The organism is uncultured Pedobacter sp. (assembly GCF_913776295.1).
GTDB lineage: Bacteria > Bacteroidota > Bacteroidia > Sphingobacteriales > Sphingobacteriaceae > Pedobacter.
In genome coordinates, this window is the sequence record NZ_CAJYOJ010000020.1 from 26,683 (window position 1) to 46,048 (window position 19,366).

The 19,366-nt window shown below is 38.4% G+C and carries 17 protein-coding genes; 8 read left to right on the forward strand and 9 right to left on the reverse strand.

The window, feature by feature from the left end:
- Positions 1-49: 49 nt before the first annotated feature.
- The 4 genes from QZ738_RS04260 to QZ738_RS04275 form a co-directional block, all read right to left on the reverse strand.
- On the reverse strand, positions 50-694 hold the full coding sequence (locus QZ738_RS04260) for an HD domain-containing protein (RefSeq protein ID WP_293784980.1): 645 nt from the start codon (positions 692-694) through the stop codon (positions 50-52).
- 70 nt (positions 695-764) lie between these two features.
- The gene (locus QZ738_RS04265; protein ID WP_293784982.1) at positions 765-1,046 is read right to left on the reverse strand and encodes a helix-turn-helix transcriptional regulator; all 282 of its coding nucleotides are present in this window, start codon (positions 1,044-1,046) and stop codon (positions 765-767) included.
- Between the two features lie 263 nt (positions 1,047-1,309).
- Positions 1,310-1,813 carry a hypothetical protein gene (locus QZ738_RS04270; RefSeq protein ID WP_293784984.1) on the reverse strand — a complete coding sequence of 168 codons (504 nt, stop codon included), beginning with the start codon at positions 1,811-1,813 and terminating at the stop codon, positions 1,310-1,312.
- Positions 1,814-1,870: 57 nt separating this feature from the next.
- Positions 1,871-3,049 carry a class I SAM-dependent RNA methyltransferase gene (locus QZ738_RS04275; RefSeq protein ID WP_293785019.1) on the reverse strand — a complete coding sequence of 393 codons (1,179 nt, stop codon included), beginning with the start codon at positions 3,047-3,049 and terminating at the stop codon, positions 1,871-1,873.
- A gap of 71 nt (positions 3,050-3,120) precedes the next feature.
- Here QZ738_RS04275 and QZ738_RS04280 point away from each other — a divergent pair, with 71 nt between their 5' ends.
- The 3 genes from QZ738_RS04280 (at position 3,121) to QZ738_RS04290 (ending at position 6,432) form a co-directional block, all read left to right on the forward strand.
- Positions 3,121-3,486 carry a DUF3127 domain-containing protein gene (locus tag QZ738_RS04280; RefSeq protein ID WP_293784987.1) on the forward strand — a complete coding sequence of 122 codons (366 nt, stop codon included), beginning with the start codon at positions 3,121-3,123 and terminating at the stop codon, positions 3,484-3,486.
- Between the two features lie 262 nt (positions 3,487-3,748).
- Positions 3,749-5,569, forward strand: coding sequence for a sensor histidine kinase KdpD (locus QZ738_RS04285; protein ID WP_293784990.1), 1,821 nt, complete (start codon positions 3,749-3,751; stop codon positions 5,567-5,569).
- 167 nt (positions 5,570-5,736) lie between these two features.
- Entirely contained in the window at positions 5,737-6,432 is a 696-nt protein-coding gene (locus tag QZ738_RS04290) for a response regulator transcription factor (protein WP_293784993.1), read from the forward strand.
- 94 nt (positions 6,433-6,526) lie between these two features.
- On the opposite strand, the gene QZ738_RS04295 is transcribed toward QZ738_RS04290, so the two are convergent.
- Positions 6,527-7,375, reverse strand: coding sequence for a 1,4-dihydroxy-6-naphthoate synthase (locus QZ738_RS04295; RefSeq protein ID WP_293784996.1), 849 nt, complete (start codon positions 7,373-7,375; stop codon positions 6,527-6,529).
- Positions 7,376-7,489: 114 nt separating this feature from the next.
- Complete coding sequence (gene mqnB, locus QZ738_RS04300) at positions 7,490-8,113, reverse strand: futalosine hydrolase (RefSeq protein ID WP_293784999.1); 624 nt, start codon at positions 8,111-8,113, stop codon at positions 7,490-7,492.
- A 218-nt stretch (positions 8,114-8,331) separates the two neighbouring features.
- Between mqnB and QZ738_RS04305 the strand changes: the two genes are divergently transcribed.
- The 4 genes from QZ738_RS04305 to QZ738_RS04320 all read left to right on the forward strand — a co-directional run bounded on the left by QZ738_RS04305 (position 8,332) and on the right by QZ738_RS04320 (position 14,169).
- Positions 8,332-8,742, forward strand: a complete 411-nt coding sequence (locus QZ738_RS04305) for a 6-carboxytetrahydropterin synthase (protein ID WP_293785001.1) — start codon at positions 8,332-8,334, stop codon at positions 8,740-8,742.
- Positions 8,743-8,754: 12 nt separating this feature from the next.
- Positions 8,755-9,390, forward strand: coding sequence for a GTP cyclohydrolase I FolE (gene folE / locus QZ738_RS04310; RefSeq protein WP_293785003.1), 636 nt, complete (start codon positions 8,755-8,757; stop codon positions 9,388-9,390).
- Positions 9,391-9,468: 78 nt separating this feature from the next.
- Positions 9,469-10,350, forward strand: a complete 882-nt coding sequence (gene fabD, locus QZ738_RS04315) for an ACP S-malonyltransferase (RefSeq protein ID WP_293785005.1) — start codon at positions 9,469-9,471, stop codon at positions 10,348-10,350.
- An 87-nt stretch (positions 10,351-10,437) separates the two neighbouring features.
- A complete protein-coding gene (locus tag QZ738_RS04320; RefSeq protein WP_293785007.1) occupies positions 10,438-14,169 on the forward strand; it encodes a HAMP domain-containing sensor histidine kinase in 3,732 nt (1,243 codons plus the stop codon).
- A 38-nt stretch (positions 14,170-14,207) separates the two neighbouring features.
- Here QZ738_RS04320 and QZ738_RS04325 read toward each other — a convergent pair whose 3' ends face one another.
- Positions 14,208-15,110, reverse strand: coding sequence for a hypothetical protein (locus QZ738_RS04325; RefSeq protein ID WP_293785009.1), 903 nt, complete (start codon positions 15,108-15,110; stop codon positions 14,208-14,210).
- A 204-nt stretch (positions 15,111-15,314) separates the two neighbouring features.
- Between QZ738_RS04325 and QZ738_RS04330 the strand changes: the two genes are divergently transcribed.
- Complete coding sequence (locus QZ738_RS04330; protein ID WP_293785011.1) at positions 15,315-16,859, forward strand: family 10 glycosylhydrolase; 1,545 nt, start codon at positions 15,315-15,317, stop codon at positions 16,857-16,859.
- A gap of 7 nt (positions 16,860-16,866) precedes the next feature.
- Here the strand turns inward: QZ738_RS04330 and QZ738_RS04335 are convergent, their stop codons facing one another.
- A complete protein-coding gene (locus tag QZ738_RS04335; RefSeq protein ID WP_293785013.1) occupies positions 16,867-17,886 on the reverse strand; it encodes a LacI family DNA-binding transcriptional regulator in 1,020 nt (339 codons plus the stop codon).
- 39 nt (positions 17,887-17,925) lie between these two features.
- Positions 17,926-19,086: a DUF5009 domain-containing protein gene (locus tag QZ738_RS04340; protein WP_293785015.1), complete on the reverse strand. Its 1,161-nt coding sequence runs from the start codon at positions 19,084-19,086 to the stop codon at positions 17,926-17,928.
- Between the last annotated feature and the right edge of the window lie 280 nt (positions 19,087-19,366).

Genomic DNA, 19,366 nt, shown 5'->3' on the forward strand with positions numbered 1-19,366 from the left:
ATAAATTAATTTAATCTATTCGAATTTGGAATAATCGTCTAATTGAAAATTATTTACCTTCCCATTCCTTAAAAAAATGTTCCAGGTAAAGCAGCATAAAATGATGTCTTTCTTCTGCTATTGCTTTTCCTGCTTTCGTATTCATCATATCTTTTAACAGCAGCAGTTTTTCGTAAAAATGATTAATGGTAGGCGCTGTGGTATTTTTATAACTTTCTTTGCTGAGGTGTTCTTCTGGTAAAATTGCTGGATCGTAAAGTACCCTGTTTTTAAATCCTCCATAGGTAAAGGCCCTGGCAATGCCGATAGCGCCGATAGCATCTAAACGATCGGCATCCTGAACAATCTGCATTTCTTTTGAAGTAAAACCTGCGCCGTCAAAACTATTTTTGAAAGACATGTTCTGGATAATCAATTTCACATGTGCAATAACATCATTAGGAATAGCAATCGATGTCAGGAACGAGGCAGCCATATTTGGTCCCAGTTCTTCATCTCCATTATTGAATTTAGGATCAGCAATATCATGCAGCAAGGCAGCGAAAGCCACTACAAGTTCATCGCCATTTTCTTGTTGATTGATGTTCTGCGCAGTTTTAAAAACACGTTCTATATGAAACCAGTCATGACCGGCTTCGGCATTGGCTAGTGTTTCTTGAACAAAATTGATGGTTTTTTGAATGGCTGCCTGCATAGTTAAAAGTTTGCTCCAAAGGTATTGGAATTATCTGCAGGACACAAGAAATGATATCAACAGCAACGGTTTAGCTTGCCGTTGCCGTTCTTTTTTCATCATCAGCAATGATCTTGATCAAATCGCTGTGATTTAAAGTTAATAAATGTGGTACTTCAACCTCTAAAATTGCAGCAATTTGAAATAGACGGTCGATCGTTAATTTACTATAACCGAGTTCGATTTTGCTGTAGGCATTTTGAGATATTTTTAGTTTCGCCGCCAGATAATCCTGAGTGTAATCTCTGTATTCTCTTATTTTTCTAATATTCCCGGCTACGTTCTTGGTTTTTAAAGCTAATGCATCTTCCATAAAACGAATAAATTTTTAATGTTTTTATTTATGTACGAAACTTTCATTCCTCTAGATTTTAAGAGTATAAATTTTAGCACGATTAAGAATTACACGTAAAGGGATGATGATTTAAATATGATAACAAAAAAATAACCTAAAATGTTTAGGCATTTTAGGTTAGTCTATCATCTGGTTTTTGTTGTTTAGTTAGCAGTGGTGCTGTTTTAAATGTAGGGTTCTGAGATTAAAAAAAAGGGTTAGAAAAGAATAACCGTCAGGTATTAATATAAGCCCCAGTCATCTTCAAATTCATCTTTTTCGAAATGTTTAACCCATTCGATAAAGAGTAGGCGAAATTTTTCAATTTCGCCTAACACGATGTCTTTATATTCTGGATTGCATATTTCGAACATATCTGCTGCTCTTACCTGGGTTTCCAGTTCACGACAGTTGGTTCTGATGATAGAAGCATTTTCCATTCTTAAAATATACATATCTGCACCTTCTGCACCAACAATTTTTGGGCATAACATCAGGGCGTTTTGCATAATTAAGTTAGCAGTCATTTCAGCCATTTCTCCCTCCAATGTTTCGCAGAACAGGGCAGCATATTTGTACACGGCTCTTGCCTGGTTGTAGAGGCTTTTTGCCCTGCTTACTTTTAACCTAACCTTTTCGGCATCAATGCTTGATAGGTTTTCTTCAGCCTCATCATCTCGGCCAAACCGGCTAAAATGCTCCCATTCGGGCATATGATCCATGTCATCAAATTCCATATTCTTCAAAATTTCTACGTTATGGTACGTAATAGAGCGTAATATATTAATTTCAAACGAAAAAGACTATGCATCAGTTAATGGTGCCCGGCGAGAGCCTTCGTATAATTCATATTCCAATAAACGACAGTCTAATTTACCATTATAAAATTCAATTCTTTTAGCAGATTTTAACCCAATTTTCTTGGCAAGATCGGGGTTTCCGGTGAAAATATAGCCGGAATAGCCTTTGCATTTCGTTTTCATAAAATCACCCATGCGTTTATAGGTCAATTCCAGCTTGCTGTGCACACCTAAGCGTTCGCCATATTCGGGGTTGAAAACAACAACACCATGGCTATCTTCAGGCACTGTTGTCAATTCAAAATCGCATACTTCAAATTCAATTAAAGTATCAACACCTGCTGTTTTAGCATTTCTACGGGATACTTCAACTGCATCTTCCGACAGATCAGAAGCTACAATCTTAAAATCAATATTTTTAATTACCTGATCTTTTAAAATTCTTCTCTCGGCAAAAAAAACTTCTTCATTATAGCCTAAAATATGCATAAAACCATAATTCATACGGTATAAACCGGGGGCACGGTTGGTGGCCAATAGCGCTGCTTCAATAGCCAAGGTTCCCGATCCGCACATGGGGTTGATAAATGGTGATTTCCTATCCCATTTTGTTGCTAAAATAACCCCGGCAGCCAATGCCTCCAGCATAGGGGCTTTCCCTGGTATTTTACGGTAACCATGTTTGGCAAGAGTTTCGCCAGAGGTGTCCATAAAAACATCGGCATCAGCATCTTTCCAGTATAAATGCACTACAGTTTTATTGGCATCCGATCCAGAGTTAGGCCGGATACCTTTTTTCTCTTTCATGCGGTCTACAATCGCATCCTTTACTTTTAAGTTTGCAAAAAGAGGTGTGGTAATATTGGGGTTATCCACATTTGAAGTTACGGAGAAATAACCAGAAAAATCAATCAGTTCTTCCCACTCAATGGCTGCAATTTCTTTGTACAGATCATCTGGTGTAACGGCTTTGAAACTTTTTATGGCATATAGGATCTGACTTGCGCAGCGCAGGTTCAGATTAAGCTTAATGCACTCTGTGAGGGTAATATTGAGTTCAACTCCCGTAGCAAAAGACCGCTCAATGGTATAGCCTAAAGCCGTAACTTCTTCTTGTAGGTAGGGCGATAGGCGCTTATTGCAGGTAATAATAACCTTGCTTTTATTGTGGAAAACTTGCATCATAATATATGCGAAGTTATCAATAAAATTATAGAGATTTGATGTTTATAGTACATTAAGTAGTATTAGATATGGAAATTAAAGGAAAAGTACACGAAGTAGGTGCCACACAACAAGTAAGTGAAACGTTTAAAAAACGTGATTTAATAGTAGAATACGCAGAAAATCCAACATATCCAGAATATATCCGCTTTGAGGCTTTACAAGATAAAACTGCATTATTAGATACATTTAAAGCAGGCGATGAGGTTGAGGTATTCTTTAATTTACGTGGTCGCCCTTGGACAGATAAAACAGGTAAAACATCATATTTTAACAGCTTGGTTATTTGGCGTATCAATGCCGTTGCAGCAAGTGCTCCGGCAGCTACACCAGCTTATGCAGCTCCGGTTGACGTAAGCAATGCGCCAGGTGAAGATGATGATTTGCCATTCTAAATAAAGATTCTTTTTTAAGCAAACAATTTTGAACCATGCCGAGGCTTAGCCTCGGCATTTTTTTTGCTCTTGCAAAACTTCCGGGGTTTGCTGTGGCTCAGGCCGCGTAAACTTCAGAAGTCTAAGGTAATCACCAAATTTCGGAAGTCTTCCCCCTGTTAAAATATGTTAAAAACAAATACTTGGCTGAGCTAATCATTATTTTTGATATCTGTTTAAGATTATGCCCGGTTTTTTATTTTTTTAAAAGCCGATCTGGTTTATGAAAAAAAGAAGTTTTTGGTTGATTACGGTTTTAATGACGGTTGCGCTGCTTGGCGTATTTGTAATGCAATTGTATTACATACGGGAATCGTACAAACTAAAATCTCAGCTTTTTGATGAACAGGTAAATCAAACGCTAACATCGGTAGTAAATAAATTACAGCGTAGAAATGTTGCCGATCACTTAAACCGTAAAGATGCTGAAAATAAGTTAAAGCAGTTACAGGATTCGAGGCAGCGCGCATTGGACATTAAGGATTTAAGGCAACAATATGCACGGGAAGCCGAGCTGCGGCAAGCGGAACGCGAAAATCAGATTGAAAGCTACCTGAACCAGCAGGATAGTATTATCCGGGTATCTTACCGTGCGCCAAACGTAATTTCTGAGCGGGAGTATACATCGCTGACTTCGAAAAACGGAGATAAACTGGATTTGCAGATGGATGCGTTTATTGATATTAAGAGCCTTATTATTAAAGGTTATAGCATGCGCACAAAACCTTTTACAGCGCCACCAAAAGCATTTGAATTTAAAAGTCTGCAGAGTTTGCCAGACTCTTTGAGATACTTGGTTTTTGATCCCAGAAACGGCAACCCCGGTTTAGTAAGTGTTCCAAAAATTTCTGACGATCTGCAGAAAAAATTTCAACGCGAGGATGAGATTGAAAAGAAAAAATTAGCACTTAAGATTGCAGCACTGGGTAAGGATACATTTTCTTATACCCGCTCGAGTGTGGTTGAGGATGTATCGAAAGAACTTCAGGAAACCAATGTGCCGATTTATAAACGCATTAATTTTAATTCTTTGGGCCGTTTATTAAAACAAGAACTCTTAGCTAATAACATTACATTGGTTCCCTCTTACCGGATTTCGCTGGCCCGGAAAGACTCGACCATTTTTATGATGGCATCTCAGGTTAAGGGAGCGTTTTTACCCGAAAATACCTATAAAACACCCTTATTCGGAAATGATATTTTTCGCGATCCCGGAATGCTCTTCGTCAGTTTTCCGAACAAAAATTCAGCAATTATAGCTAATCTAAGTGCTACCCTTGCATCGTCTGTTGGTTTATTACTGGTACTTGTTTTTATCTTTTCTTATACGCTTTATGCTATTTTGAAGCAAAAAAAACTATCAGAAATGAAAACCGATTTCATTAATAACATGACCCATGAGTTTAAAACGCCGGTGGCTACCATCATGATTGCCAGTGAAGCTTTAAAAGATCCGGAGGTGACAGAAGATAAAGCCCGGTTAAAACGTTTGGCGGGAATCATTTATGATGAAAATGTTCGATTGGGCAGCCATATTGAGCGTGTTTTAAGTATTGCCCGCTTAGAGAAGGGAGAGCTTAAAATGGAGAACACAGAAGTAGATGTGAACGACTTGATTGTAATTGTGTTGGATAGCATGGAATTGCAGCTGCAGAAAAGGAATGCAGTTGTAAATGTACATACCGATGCAGAAAATGCTGTTGTTTACGGTGATGAACTTCACCTGTCTAATGTGATCTATAACCTGATTGATAATGCGAACAAATACAGTAGCAGTACGCCTGAAATTACCATTACTACCCGCAATGCCGGCAAGAATTTAATTATTGAAATAGCGGATAAGGGCATCGGCATGACCAAGGAGCAATCCAGAAGGATTTTCGATCAGTTTTATAGGGTGCCAACTGGTAATTTGCATGATGTTAAAGGCTTTGGCCTGGGTTTAAATTATGTTCAGGATATTATTAAGAAATTGAATGGAACGGTAAAGGTGAGTAGCGAAAAAGATAAAGGAACCACGTTCGAAATATCGTTACCTTTATAAAGGCTTAAACATAGATACAAAAGCCTGCTTATCAATATTGTTAAATGGAATGGTTTATTGGCTCGTAATAGAATTAATTACGCCACAACATAAATTTAATCTTCAAGTATATTCAGCATGAAAGGCTCAGTTTGGCAAAATGCCATGTATGCAATAAAAACAAGAAAATGAAAAAAATACTCCTGGTAGAAGACGACCCCAACTTAGGCTTATTATTACAAGATTATCTGCAGCTGAAAGGCAAGTTTGATGTAGTGCTTTGTACTGATGGGGAAGATGGATTAAAAGCATTTAATAAGCAAAACTTTGATTTATGTATTCTGGATGTGATGATGCCCAAAAAAGACGGTTTTACCCTGGGTAAGGATATCAGGAAAGTAAATACCCAGGTGCCCATTATTTTTGCAACGGCAAAAACCATGTTGGAAGACAAATCTGCTGCCTATGATTTGGGTGGAGATGATTATATCACCAAACCTTTTCGTATTGAAGAACTTTTACTGCGGATCAACGCGATGTTCAAACGGGTAGCCAATAAAACAGACAACAATGATGAGGCTGCTGAAACACAGTTCTCCATTGGCCGGTATCATTTCGATTATACTACCCAGATTATTACAGATGAGGGTCATCAACAAAAACTATCGACAAAAGAAGCCGAGCTGTTAAGGTTATTGTGTTTGAAAAAAAATACCGTTTTAACCCGCGAGGAAGCCTTGTTAAGTATCTGGCACGATGACAATTACTTTAATGGAAGAAGTATGGACGTGTTCTTAAGTAAATTACGGAAGTACCTAAAGGCCGATCCTTCAGTTGAGATTATCAATGTACACGGAAAAGGTTATAAGTTGTTGGTGAGCTAAATCTGGAGTTAAAGGCTTGAATGTTGTAAAGTTAAAATGTTCTTGGCGCCAAAATCTACTTTTCAACATTAAACCTTACAACTTTTCACCCTTCTTAAATATACAAATTCTCCTGGATAGCCGGAATGATTCCACGTTCCCGGGCCAGTTTAAATAAAGTATCAACAGCTTTACGGCCTTCTTCGCCAAGGTTGATGCTATATTTATTTACATACAGTTCGATGTGTTTGTACATCACACTTTCTTCCATGGCCTGTGCATGCTGGCGGATAAAGTCGATACCCGATTTTGGATGTGCGAAAGCAAATTCAACAGATTGGCGGATCAGGCGGTTTACCTTTAACTGTATTTCGCGATCTAAATTCCGGTTAATTACAATGCCCCCCAATGGGATGGCGCAACCCGTTAGTTTTTCCCAATAATCGCCAAGATCAACGATTTTGGTTAAACCTTTATCCTGATAGGTAAACCTGTTCTCGTGAATAATCAATCCCAGATCAATCTGTTCATCAAGTAAAGCGGATTCGATTTCTGAAAAAACGAGTTCCTGTTTGTTTTGTAGATGTGGATAAGCAATTCCCAACAAAAAATTCGCAGTAGTATACTTTCCGGGTATCCCGATTTCAAGTTCAGCGTTGGGGGTTTGGAGTTGAGGGTCATCCGGGCCTTCAAAATGCTTTTTGCTGATTAGTAATGGGCCAACACCGAAACCCAGTGCACTGCCGGCATCTAACAAAGCATACTGGTTCGCTACGTAGGCAAATGCATGGAAACTTAACTTGGTGATATCTAATTCGCCCCTGAGTGCCTTTTGGTTTAGCGTTTCAACATCATCATAAGAAACCTCAAATGTCAATCCTTCCGTATCAATCTTATGGTGGATAAGTGCGTCGAAAATAAAGGTATCATTAGGGCAGGGAGAAAATCCAAGTGTAAGTTTCATCTATTTATTTTTTTTCAGTTGTTAGATGGAGCCTTCGGCAATTAAAATAATTATTTTAATGGTGCCGAGTTCATCAATCAAAATTAAGTACTGTGGTAAACTAATCAGTCATAATCAGTTCATTTCTCCGATAAAGGCAATGGCCCAGTCATTTAAGTTTTTAATGGCCAAACCAATTTTCCAGTTGTCTTTATTTCTCGGTTCTACATAATTAGAGATACTTCTGATCTGCAAGCCAGCGATGTTTAGTTGTTTGCAGGCATAAAAAACAGCAGCGCCTTCCATGCTTTCGGTAGTCGGATTTAACCTTTTTATTAAGTTTTTAATGCTTTTTTCACTTCCCGTTACACAGTTCACGGTGATACCTCTTGCAATGGGGAGGTTAACGCCACTCCGTGTAGCAGAGGTATAGTAGCTCTCCCCAAAACCCAAATCACTGATGGTCAGAAATTCGTCTCCGTTTTCGGCGCCCAATTCGGCAAAAGTATCTTCGGTTATATTTAGTACGGTACCTAAGGCGATATCCTGATCGAAGCTGCCGGCAATGCCAAAATTTACCACGAGGTTGTATTTAGGTGAAAGATGTTTGCCCAGCGCAAAGGCTGTTGCTACCATCCCGACTCCGGTAATCAGCAGGTCGAAATTTTTGCTTTCTACAAAATTACTGTCAGGTAAGTTAAAATGCTGGTAAAAGAAGCTGAGTTCGGCTTTTGTAGCAGCAACAACTAAAGTTTTCATCGAGTAAAGTTAAGGAAATAGGTGGAATGTAAAATGGAACATGGATGGGCAAGGCAAAATCGTTGTAGTTTGCTGAAAAAAATGTGTAATGGAAAATGAAACCCGGATAATGCAGGTGGATAGATTTCAGATGAATTTGGGCGAGCCACGTCTACCTCATTCATTATCCCTCTTCCATCATCCATTTTATACGTATATTTGCATTTTATTTTATAGTAATGATTTACATAACGAGAAAAGCATCATTTAATGCGGCACACAAATTGGCGCGTACCGACTGGGATGATGATAAAAACAATGAGGTTTATGGTAAATGTGCCAACCCTAACTGGCATGGCCATAACTATTGGTTATATGTTACCGTTAAGGGCGAAGTAAATCCGGAAACAGGTTTTCTGGTTGATCTGAAATGGCTTAAAGACGTCATGAATGACTATGTGGTGGATAAGGTTGATCATAAAAATTTAAATCTTGATGTAGATTTTATGAAAGGTAAACTGGCTTCAACCGAAAACCTGGCCATCGAAATCTGGAAACAGCTTTGGGGTCCGATTGCGGAGAGCGGCGCGATTTTACATTGCGTAAAAATCTACGAAACCGAAAATAATTTTGTTGAATACTTTGGTTAAAAACCTAAATTAATGAGCAATAAAGACGTATTAAAAGGCGAATCGAGAGACGGTTATGTAAAAATAGACCGTTACAACGAAGATAAAATTGAAGCTGTAGCTACGCATTATAAAGATATTCTTGGCCAGTTGGGAGAAAACCCGGAGCGGGAAGGTTTGTTAAAAACGCCTGAGCGTGTAGCTAAAGCATTGCAATATTTAACACATGGCTATGATTTAAAACCGGATGAAATCTTAAAATCGGCTATGTTTGAAGAGGATTACAGCCAAATGGTGGTCGTTAAAGATATCGAAGTATATTCGATGTGCGAACACCACATGCTGCCATTCTTCGGTAAAGCTCATATTGCTTATATTCCAAACGGGCATATTGTGGGTTTAAGTAAAATTCCACGCGTAGTTGATGCTTTTGCCCGCCGTTTACAGGTACAGGAACGCTTAACTAACGAAATCAGGGATTGTATCCAGAATACCCTCAGCCCAATGGGCGTTGCGGTTGTGATAGAATGCCGGCACTTATGCATGTCTATGCGGGGTGTACAAAAACAAAACTCGGTAACCACCACATCTGCCTTTACCGGAACTTTTTTAAGTAATGATAAAACAAGAGCAGAGTTTTTGAGGTTAATTACCGCGAGTTTAGACTAACCCCCATCCCCCTGGAGGGGGTACGGATTTAACATAATTTTAATTAAATATTTAACTTCCCCTTTAGGGGATTAAGGTATGAAAGCATATATTTTTCCCGGACAGGGAGCACAGTTTGTTGGCATGGGCAAAGATCTTTACGAAAATCCCAAAGCAGCGGCGTTGTTTGAACAGGCCAACGAAATTATTGGTTTCCGCATTAGCGACATTATGTTCAGCGGAACAGATGAAGAACTTAAACAAACCAATGTAACCCAGCCGGCCATCTTTTTACACTCGGTTATATTGGCAAAGGTTTTAGGTGATGATTTTAAGCCGGACATGGTTGCAGGTCACTCTTTAGGTGAGTTTTCAGCTTTAGTGGCGGCAAATGCACTAAGTTTTGAAGATGGATTAAAACTGGTTATTGCCCGTGCAAATGCGATGCAAAAAGCATGCGAGGCACAACCATCAACCATGGCAGCAATTTTAGGTTTAGCTGATGATGTGGTTGAGAAAATCTGTAAAGAAATTGATGCTGTAGTGGTACCTGCAAATTACAACTGCCCGGGGCAATTGGTTATTTCGGGGAGTATAGAAGGAGTTGATCTGGCCTGCGCCAAATTAACTGAAGCCGGAGCTAAGCGGGCATTAAAATTAAACGTAGGTGGTGCATTTCACTCTCCTTTGATGGAGCCAGCAAAAATCGAATTACAGGCTGCTATTGAAGCCACCAACATCGCATCTCCAATTTGTCCTGTTTATCAAAATGTTGATGCGAAGCCATATACAGATCCAGCTGAAATAAAAGCCAATTTAATTAAACAATTAACCGGTGCCGTGCGTTGGACACAGACGGTAGGTAACATGCTCGCCGATGGCGCAACTGAATTTGTAGAGGTTGGTCCAGGCAATGTATTGCAGGGATTGGTTAAAAAAGTAAGCCGTGAGGTACAGACAAGTAGTGCTGTTATTGCGTAATTTATTCAAATAGAATATAATGCCAACGCCATAAACTCCAAGTTTATGGCGTTGTTTTTTATCAATATTTAATATCTTTATCCGTAGATGAAAATGAGCTTTGGTATAAAAATAAGATTTCTATTGCTTGTTTTGGGCTGTTGCCTTATTGCAACTTCTATTTCGCTGAGTCGGTTCACGACCAGAAGTGAACTTTTAGAACACGATGCAGCAGAAATCCAGCAGAACCTTTTGCTTAAAGAAAAAGCCGTTCAGGCATTTTTGGCCAATAAGCAAGAAGTGGCAAAAGCTAAACAGTTTCATTTAAATCCTAAAAATGCCCTTGATTTTATTACCTCCTATCGTGAGAGTAATGGAATAAACCTATTAACCTTTGAAAATAACCAGCTTAAGTTTTGGAGTACCTATAAGGTTTCTGAAATAGATCCGACCACCATAAAGGAAGGCAGTTCAGTGCTGTTTTTTTATAACGGCTGGTACGAGGTCATTAAAAGTACGCAGGGCAATTTCAGTCTTGTTTTCCTGATCTCCATTCAATCTCAATATCCCTTTAAAGAAACAAAGTATTTTAAGAATGATATTGATCCCATTTTATCCAAAACAAAAATACTAACCTTTGCCTCTTTTACAGATAAGGATGTTTATGTCGTAAAAAACCTTGAGAATAAGTTTCTATTCGGATTAAAAGTAAAACCTGGCTATGCAGAAACCCATTATTCAGGTACGCAGTTATGGTTTTTCGTTGCAGGCATGTTGTGCATCTGCATGTTCTTCAATTCTTTAAGCTCATTCATTGCCAGACGTGGACATATTGCATGGGGGACCTTTTTGCTGTTATTTTTCTTTTTAACATTTAGGTTAACAGATCTGTATTATGGTTGGTTTAACCACAGGTTTAGCTTAGATCTGTTTGATCCGAGGATATACGCAGATAATTTCCTGATGCCTTCACTAGGCGATTTTCTGTTAAACGTAATCGCACTCACCTGGTTACTTTTGTTTATGTATAACCATAAGGAACAATATAAATTTCCGGAATGGATTAAGCGGAGTAAAATAATTGGAATTGTGATCCAGGCTGGGTTAATGGTGCTGATAGGTCGAATTGTTTGGGATACGGACGATATCTTTTTCGGGTTGATCTTTAACTCAAAAATTAATTTCGATATCGTGAATATCCTTAAGCTTAGCGGTACCAGTTGGGTTGGGATTGTGATTTTATGTTTGGCCTGGTTCCAGATGTATCTGATCACCGCCGTTTCGGCAACAGTAAGCGGTCAGTTAAACGTTAGCAATAAAGAACGGGTAATTATTTTCCTGATCGGTTTTACAGGCGTTTTTATCTATAAACTGGTAGTCGGTTTTAATGCATTTTTTATTGTTTTTGCACTGGTATTATTTATAGTAGCCAGGGCTGTTTATTTAAAAGAAAAGAGCTTTTCAATCGGCATGTTTGCCATCGTATTTTTCTGTTTGGCTTTTAATACTTCAATTAAGTACACCAAATACAAAGACATTAAAGAGAGAAGTTTGCGCGAGCCTTTGGCCAGAAAAGTGCAGTCGTCAGAAGATCCGAATGCTATTGTTGCTTTAGGTGCTTTAGGCGATGAGATTGTTAAAGATAGTTTTCTGAAAAGTTATTATAGTCAAAACCGGAAGGGTAGTTATGCGGTACTCAAAAATCATATTAAAGATTATCTGGATGGCTATTTAAGCCGATACGATTATCAGATTTATCCTTATGATAAACTTGGAGTAGCATTAGGGAATGCTGATACGCCACCAATAAGCAAGTATAAAAATCTGGTAGAAGCCGGTTCTGTTAAAATTGATGGATCTAACTTTTTTTATCAGGTAAACAATACATTTGGTTATCAGGATTACTTTGGTATCATTTCGATAGTAGATAAGGGCAGCTTACTCGGCACATTGATTATCGAACTCCGGTCTAAGCCATATAATTATAACAATCGGTTACCCGATCTTCTGGGTGATCAGAAATTGATCAAAGACGAAGATTTTAAAGGTTATTCTATCGCTTTATACAGCAACAATAAATTACTTAATCAGTCTGGAAATTATACCTATCCTTTAGATGGAAGCATTTTTAAAGGTAAAAAAGATGATTTTACAACGAGTAATGATGATGAACTTCACTACAGTCATTTAATTTACAAACCTACCAACAGCAAAATGGTTGTGATTAGTAAAGAGAAAGTAGGGTATATCGAACGCCTGGCTGCACTATCCTTTTTCTTTCTGATATTTATCATCTTCTCTTTGTTGCTTTACGGATTGATTTGGTTGATTAAAAACCTTGATGACGATAAAGTAGGCTGGTTCAGCATCAATAGGTCTTTAATGATCAATGCCAATAAGATTTTGTATAAAACAAGGATTCAGGTATCTATTGTATTAGCGGTGGTAGCCACACTCATTATTGTGGGTTGGGGAACATACTATTATATGAACAATGAGTACCGTGGACAGCAAGATGCAATATTAAAAGATAAAATAAGGAAAGTTCAGCAGAATTTTGAAAAGCAGGTTTTTAGTAATGGCATTATTGAAAACGATGAAAATGCCGCAGCTGATTTTAACAATTTTGCCGATATCAATAATGCTGATTTGAATTTGTACGATCTGAGTGGCAACCTCATTATGACTACCTATCCCAAACTTTATAATTATAAAATTATAGGTAAAAAAATGGGACCTAAAGCTTTCTTCTCATTGAATGGTTTACACCGCTCCGAATATATTAACCTAAAAGAGAACATGGGCAGTTTAATTTATGCTGCTGCTTATGCCCCCATCAGAAATGCCCAGAATAAAACAATCGCTTACATTGGTTTGCCTAACTACTCTAACGAGGAGGAGTATAGTGATAAACTTGCACTTTTTGTAAGTAACCTGATTAATCTTTATGCACTGGTATTTGTAGCTATTGGGGTATTGGCCGTATTTTTGGCCAATCAGATTACAAGCCCCTTAACTTTTATTCAGGAAAGTATCAGTAAAACCAAAATAGGGCAGAAAAACGAGCCCATTGTATGGCGAAGGCATGATGAGATCGGTTCTTTGATTAAGGAATACAACCATATGATTGCTGCTTTGGAAGAGAGTGCGGTTAAGCTGGCCAGATCAGAACGGGAAAGTGCCTGGCGCGAAATGGCAAAACAAGTAGCTCACGAAATTAAAAATCCGCTGACACCTTTAAAATTGGGTGTTCAGTTATTAGAAAAATCGTGGAAAGAGAAAGATCCAAATTTCGAACAGAAATTTAATAAGTTTAGTAAATCATTTATTGAACAGATTGATAGCCTTTCTAAAATTGCTTCTGAGTTTTCTAATTTCGCCAAAATGCCCGATACCAATCTGGAACGGCTTTCTTTGCTTCCCATAATCGAGCAGGCAAGGGAAGTATTTAAAAGTACCGAAAATGTCACCATTGATGTGCTGAACAAGAGCGAAAAGGGCATTACCATCCTGGCCGATCACGATCAGCTGCTCAGAACGTTTAATAACCTGCTTAAAAATGCGATAGAAGCTATAGATGAGGAATCATTATGCTGTATTAGCATTATCGTATACGCAGATGCGAAAAATGCCTATATAGAAATAAAGGATAATGGAAAAGGAATACCACCTGCCCTGCAAGACAAAATATTTGTGCCGAATTTTACCACAAAAACATCGGGTACAGGTTTAGGTTTAGCTTTTGTTAAGCAGGCGGTAGAAAATGCCGGTGGTTCAGTTAAGTTTACCTCAATTAGCGGTTTAGGAACTACGTTCTATCTGAACTTCCCTTTGGCTTAAAGCATAAAAAGAATAACTGTTTAATGAGGATGGGGGAATTACCTTAACTCCAATTGTGCCTTGCCCATGGTATTACCATCTGCATATAAAATTACAGTATATATGCCTTTTATAAATGGCTTTGGGTTTGTCCAATCGATAACATAGGTACTGTCATCATTATTGTAGTTAATAAAAATAGAATGGCTGAACTGCATATCCTGCCCGTCAGCCTCGAAATGGTTTAGCTCATTAGCAAGCAGGTTTCCTGCCGGATCAAATACCCGAAGATAAATGTTGTGATGCCCTTTTTCTGCTAGTTGGTTTGGTACAATGTTAAAGCGTACGCTTAACTTTTCGGCAGTAGATGATTTGGTAACCTCCACTTTTTTGCCACTGGATTTTGTTCTGAATGCAATAATTTCGGCGGATTGTAACTTTAACGCTGCTGCCGTTTTCACTTTTGCATTTAAATTGGAATTCTCGTTCTCTAAGCTCGAAGCTTTATTGCTCATGTTTCTGAGCGAATTCTGTAAACTATCACGGCTGTTTTTTAGAAGGATATTGTCTTTCTGCAGCTGAATAATCTGATCATTGTAGTTCTTTACAAATGTTTTCAGTTCATTAATCTTTGCATTGGCCCGCTCGATCTCGGCCTGTGTAATCTGATTCTTTTCTAAAGCTTGCTTTAATTCTTCGATTTTTGTACGGGCAAGCTTCTGCTCTTCAACAAGTTTCTCATTTAAATCAAGGTTCAATGCATTAACCTTATCCAGTTCAACTTCTATCTTTTCTACCTCAAGCCGTAGTTTGTCTTTCTCAGAACTAATGGTAACAAATCTTTCATTTTGCTTTCGATCTTTAAAAAACAAATAGGCATTAGTGCCAATTAAAGCAGCAATAACGATGACCAGGAAGTAAATTTTGTTTCTATCACCCTTATTAATCTTTTGTGGTTCCATTTAATAACACTGTATCTTCTGTAAATTAATATACTTTTGTTCTCCATAGGTAAATGGGGTACACAATTAATTTTAGCAGGGCGTAAATTAAAATTTTTAATAAACTTATAAGAGTTTTTAAAAAAAATCGTTTACTTGCTAATGTTCGATTTGTAGGCAAATCTACACAAACACATAACCTGAATAAAAATAAGACAAGAAATAATGCTTAAAAACTTCCTATACGCACTTTTATCGATAACTGTAATACCTTATATATTAAATGCACAACCATTAGCAAAAATTGCACCAAAAAGGGAGTTTAGAGGTGTTTGGGTGGCTACTGTTACCAATATAGACTGGCCATCAAGGCCAGGTTTGAGCATCGATCAGCAAAAGCAGGAGCTTATTGGTATTTTAGAAAGGCATAAAAGCCAGGGAATGAATGCCATTATTCTGCAGGTTAGACCTGCAGCAGATGCATTTTACGCGAAATCCAGAGAACCCTGGAGCCAATGGTTAATGGGCAGACAAGGTTTGGCGCCTGCACCCGGTTATGATCCGCTGGCCTTTGCCATTAAGGAAGCCCATTTTAGGGGAATGGAGCTGCATGCCTGGTTTAACCCTTACCGGGCAAGCATGAGCAGCTCGGCCGTATTAAGCGAAAACCATGCGTATCGTAAACATCCAGATTGGTTTTTTACCTATGGCGGTAAAAAGCAGTTTGATCCGGGCATTCCGGAAGTAAGGGAATATATTGTTCAGGTAATTTTAGATGTAGTAAAAGGCTATGATGTTGATGGGATCCACTTCGATGATTACTTTTATCCCTATAAATTGGAAGGGCAGACCATTAATGATGGTAGCACTTTTAGCAAATACCCCAATAATTTTTCAGATATAAGAGATTGGAGGCGAAATAATGTCGACCTGCTCATCAAACAGCTTGATGATAGTATCCACCACTATAAAAAATGGGTTAAATTTGGTATCAGTCCTTTTGGTATCTGGAAAAATAAGAATGAAGATCCCGAAGGTTCCGCAACCAGTGGATTATCTAATTATGCAGAACTTTTTGCCGATAGCCGTAAATGGGTTAGAGAAGGTTGGGTAGATTATATTAATCCTCAGATTTATTTTACGTTTACGAGAAGAGTGGCGCCATATGGTGTTTTAGTTGACTGGTGGAGCAATAATACTTTTGGCAGGCATGTTTATATCGGGCAGGGAGCTTACCTAGTAAACTCGAGGGCGGAAGCCGCCTGGAAAAATCTAAGTGAAATACCCAGACAAATCAGATACATTAGGGATAACAACCGGATTCAGGGCAGTGTATTTTTTAGTTCTAAATCATTAAGTACAGTTGCTAAAGCAGTTGGCGATTCGCTAAAGAACGATTTTTATAAATACCCAGCTTTGCCACCGCAAATGCCATGGCTGGATGAGGTACCGCCAAATGAGCCTCAGGCACTAACTGCCGATGCACTGAAAGACGGGGTGCATCTAAAATGGCAGCTTCCATTGAAAGCGAAGGATGGAGAAACAGCCTCGGGATTTGTAGTTTACCGTTTTGATGAAGGAGAGAAAATTTCCATATTAGACCCAAAGAACATTGTTAAAATAAGCTTTGAAGATTATCTTTCATTTATTGATACCAATGTTGAAAGTGGTAAACGGTACAGCTATCTCGTAACAGCATTGGATCGGTTAAAAAATGAAAGTGAGCCTAGCGGACCTGTTGGTGTGGAAGTTCCTTTGGCAAAGGAGTAAAAAGGTTTCAGCTTTTCTTATTGGTCGATTCTCTCTCTACAACACCCGGATCAAGTACAATATGTTCCATATTGGCGTAAGGGCTTTCCTGATGAATCATTTTCAGGAACATTTTAGCACATTCCTGTCCCATTTGTGAAGCATGCTGATCAATGGTGGATAGGTTGGGCGTAATGTAAGCGGAGAATGCCTCGTTCGCAAAACCAATTACGCCTATTTCAGGAGGTGTTTCGTTGATCTCTTTTAACTTTTTAATTACACCTAGCGCCGTAAAATCATCACCGGCAATAATCGCATCGGGTTTATGGCTGCTGCGCATTAATTTGCCTGCACCAAATCGGCCGTCTTTGATAGATAAGCCGCCAAAAATAATATGGTCATTTATTACCGGAAGGTGATGATCTGCTAAAGCTGCTTTATAACCTTCTAACCGATCGTTAAATATTTTGATCTGATGAATAGTGGTTACAAACGCAATTCTTTGGTAACCCTGGTCAATTAAGTGTTTTGTGGCAATATAACCAGCCTTAAAATCATCAAGTGTAATGGTCGGCACTTTTAAATCTGTATCTACACGGTCAAATAATATGAGGGGCTTATTTTGCTTAATAATTTCATTAAAGTGTGAGGTGTTTTCTGTTTCTAAAGACATTGATGCCATAATGCCATCTACCTGCGCTTCCAACAGGGTTCTTACGCCATTAATTTCATTCTCCACTGATTCGTTAGACTGGTAAATAATCACACGATAACCACTGTCCTTCAGGCCATCTTCTATGCAGTGGATAATGGAGGCAAAAAAATGTGCCTGTACACTGGGCACAATTACACCAATAATATGGGTTTTACCAGATTTTAATGCTGATGCAAGTTTATTTGGGCTGTAGTTTAATTTTTTAGCCATTTCAACCACAGCCTTTCTGGTGGTGTCGCTTATTGCCGGAAAGCCACTAAGGGCCCTGGAAACAGTTGATACTGTAATGTCGAGCGCCTTGGCAATGTCGTATATGGTCGTTTTCTTTTTCAAATGGGTTGGAGAGAGACATTCAATTATAGCGTTTTTTTACTAAACCTTAATGATAATGTTTTTTTTGTACATAAAATATAACAATACATAAAAACCCAGTACATAGGTTATGGCCCAAACGAATGAAGCATTTATTGGGCTGAAAAATGGCGTGTAACAAGTACCGTATAACCAGACCAAAATGCCAGTCTTGGTGCCATCTGGCTTGGTAATCTGAATGAGGTTTAAGACCCGTGGCATTAATCCCGCCAAAAAGAACACCGTAATCGCATTTACACCATACACAACAAAAGGAGTAGTGAATTTTTTGTAGCCCTGTACATCAATAATCCAGTAACAAAGCGCTAATCCGATAGATGCCAGGCCACCCGTATATAACACAAAAGAACTGGTCCATAATGATTTGTTAATCGGGAACTGCAAGTCCCATAGTAGTCCTAAAATAACTGCTGTAATACCTATGGTAAATAACCAGGCCACTTTTGTTGCGTTGTCTACATCTTTTTTGCGCATCCAAACGCCAACCAGGATACCAAACAAACAGGTTCCTATGGCCGGTAATGTACTTAAAATGCCCTCCGGATCCCAGGTTTTTGATGAAGCCCAGGTATGTGCTTCTGTTAAAATTCCACGATCAATCCAGGCCGCTAAATTGGTTTCTTTTTCGAGATTGGGGTAACCCACACCAGGAACTGGAATAAATGTCATGAGTGCCCAGTAGAGGGCAAGGATTACAATTAAAGTTTTAAATATGGTTTTGTTTGAAAACTTAATAAAAATGATACTGCTAATCATAAAAACAATACCTATTCTTTGTAAAACGCCTAGCAATCTAACCGTTTGAAAAGCTTCAATAATGGTACTATCAGTTGTTAATGCACTGATGATCTTTCCGAAGATAGCCAGAAAGAAACCTAACAGATAAAGTATAATACCACGTTTAAAGGCTTTAATAATTGTTTTTTGATGTGTTGAGCGATCCGCTTTGCTGCTGCTCATGGCAAAAGCGATAGAAACGCCAACAATCCATAAAAAGAATGGGAAAATCAAGTCGGTAGGGGTACAGCCATTCCATTCTGCATGCTCTAAAGGCGCATAAATATGGCCCCAACTGCCCGGATTATTCACTAAGATCATCGCGGCTACGGTTAACCCCCTAAAAAAATCGAGAGATAGTAAACGTTGTTTAGGTTCAGTCATTGATTAGCTGGGTTTGGTTGAGCAACTAATTTAAACTATTGTTTTTAGAATGAGAAATAAATAAAAATGATAGGAGGTTTGTGTTGTTCTGGATAAGGTGAAGGAGCTTTTGCCAGATGTTAGTTTGTGGTTGTTTGTTCTTGTTAATAGATGCTTCGCTGCGCTACCATTGACGTTAATTTTTAATTATTTGATAATTAGTCACTTATGAAATATGCATTTCCATCCAACAAGGCCTTCGCACTGGGTCTCCGTTCTACTTAAGTCCGGCCTAACAAAT

Coding starts and splice junctions, on each gene's coding strand:
- QZ738_RS04265 (WP_293784982.1), bottom strand. CDS start 1,046: ATGGAAGATGCATTAGCTTTAAAAACCAAGAACGTAGCCGGGAATATT.
- QZ738_RS04325 (WP_293785009.1), bottom strand. CDS start 15,110: ATGGAACCACAAAAGATTAATAAGGGTGATAGAAACAAAATTTACTTC.
- QZ738_RS04290 (WP_293784993.1), top strand. CDS start 5,737: ATGAAAAAAATACTCCTGGTAGAAGACGACCCCAACTTAGGCTTATTA.
- mqnB (WP_293784999.1), bottom strand. CDS start 8,113: ATGAAAACTTTAGTTGTTGCTGCTACAAAAGCCGAACTCAGCTTCTTT.
- QZ738_RS04330 (WP_293785011.1), top strand. CDS start 15,315: ATGCTTAAAAACTTCCTATACGCACTTTTATCGATAACTGTAATACCT.
- QZ738_RS04320 (WP_293785007.1), top strand. CDS start 10,438: ATGAAAATGAGCTTTGGTATAAAAATAAGATTTCTATTGCTTGTTTTG.
- QZ738_RS04295 (WP_293784996.1), bottom strand. CDS start 7,375: ATGAAACTTACACTTGGATTTTCTCCCTGCCCTAATGATACCTTTATT.
- QZ738_RS04305 (WP_293785001.1), top strand. CDS start 8,332: ATGATTTACATAACGAGAAAAGCATCATTTAATGCGGCACACAAATTG.
- folE (WP_293785003.1), top strand. CDS start 8,755: ATGAGCAATAAAGACGTATTAAAAGGCGAATCGAGAGACGGTTATGTA.
- QZ738_RS04285 (WP_293784990.1), top strand. CDS start 3,749: ATGAAAAAAAGAAGTTTTTGGTTGATTACGGTTTTAATGACGGTTGCG.
- fabD (WP_293785005.1), top strand. CDS start 9,469: ATGAAAGCATATATTTTTCCCGGACAGGGAGCACAGTTTGTTGGCATG.
- QZ738_RS04280 (WP_293784987.1), top strand. CDS start 3,121: ATGGAAATTAAAGGAAAAGTACACGAAGTAGGTGCCACACAACAAGTA.
- QZ738_RS04275 (WP_293785019.1), bottom strand. CDS start 3,049: ATGCAAGTTTTCCACAATAAAAGCAAGGTTATTATTACCTGCAATAAG.
- QZ738_RS04340 (WP_293785015.1), bottom strand. CDS start 19,086: ATGACTGAACCTAAACAACGTTTACTATCTCTCGATTTTTTTAGGGGG.
- QZ738_RS04260 (WP_293784980.1), bottom strand. CDS start 694: ATGCAGGCAGCCATTCAAAAAACCATCAATTTTGTTCAAGAAACACTA.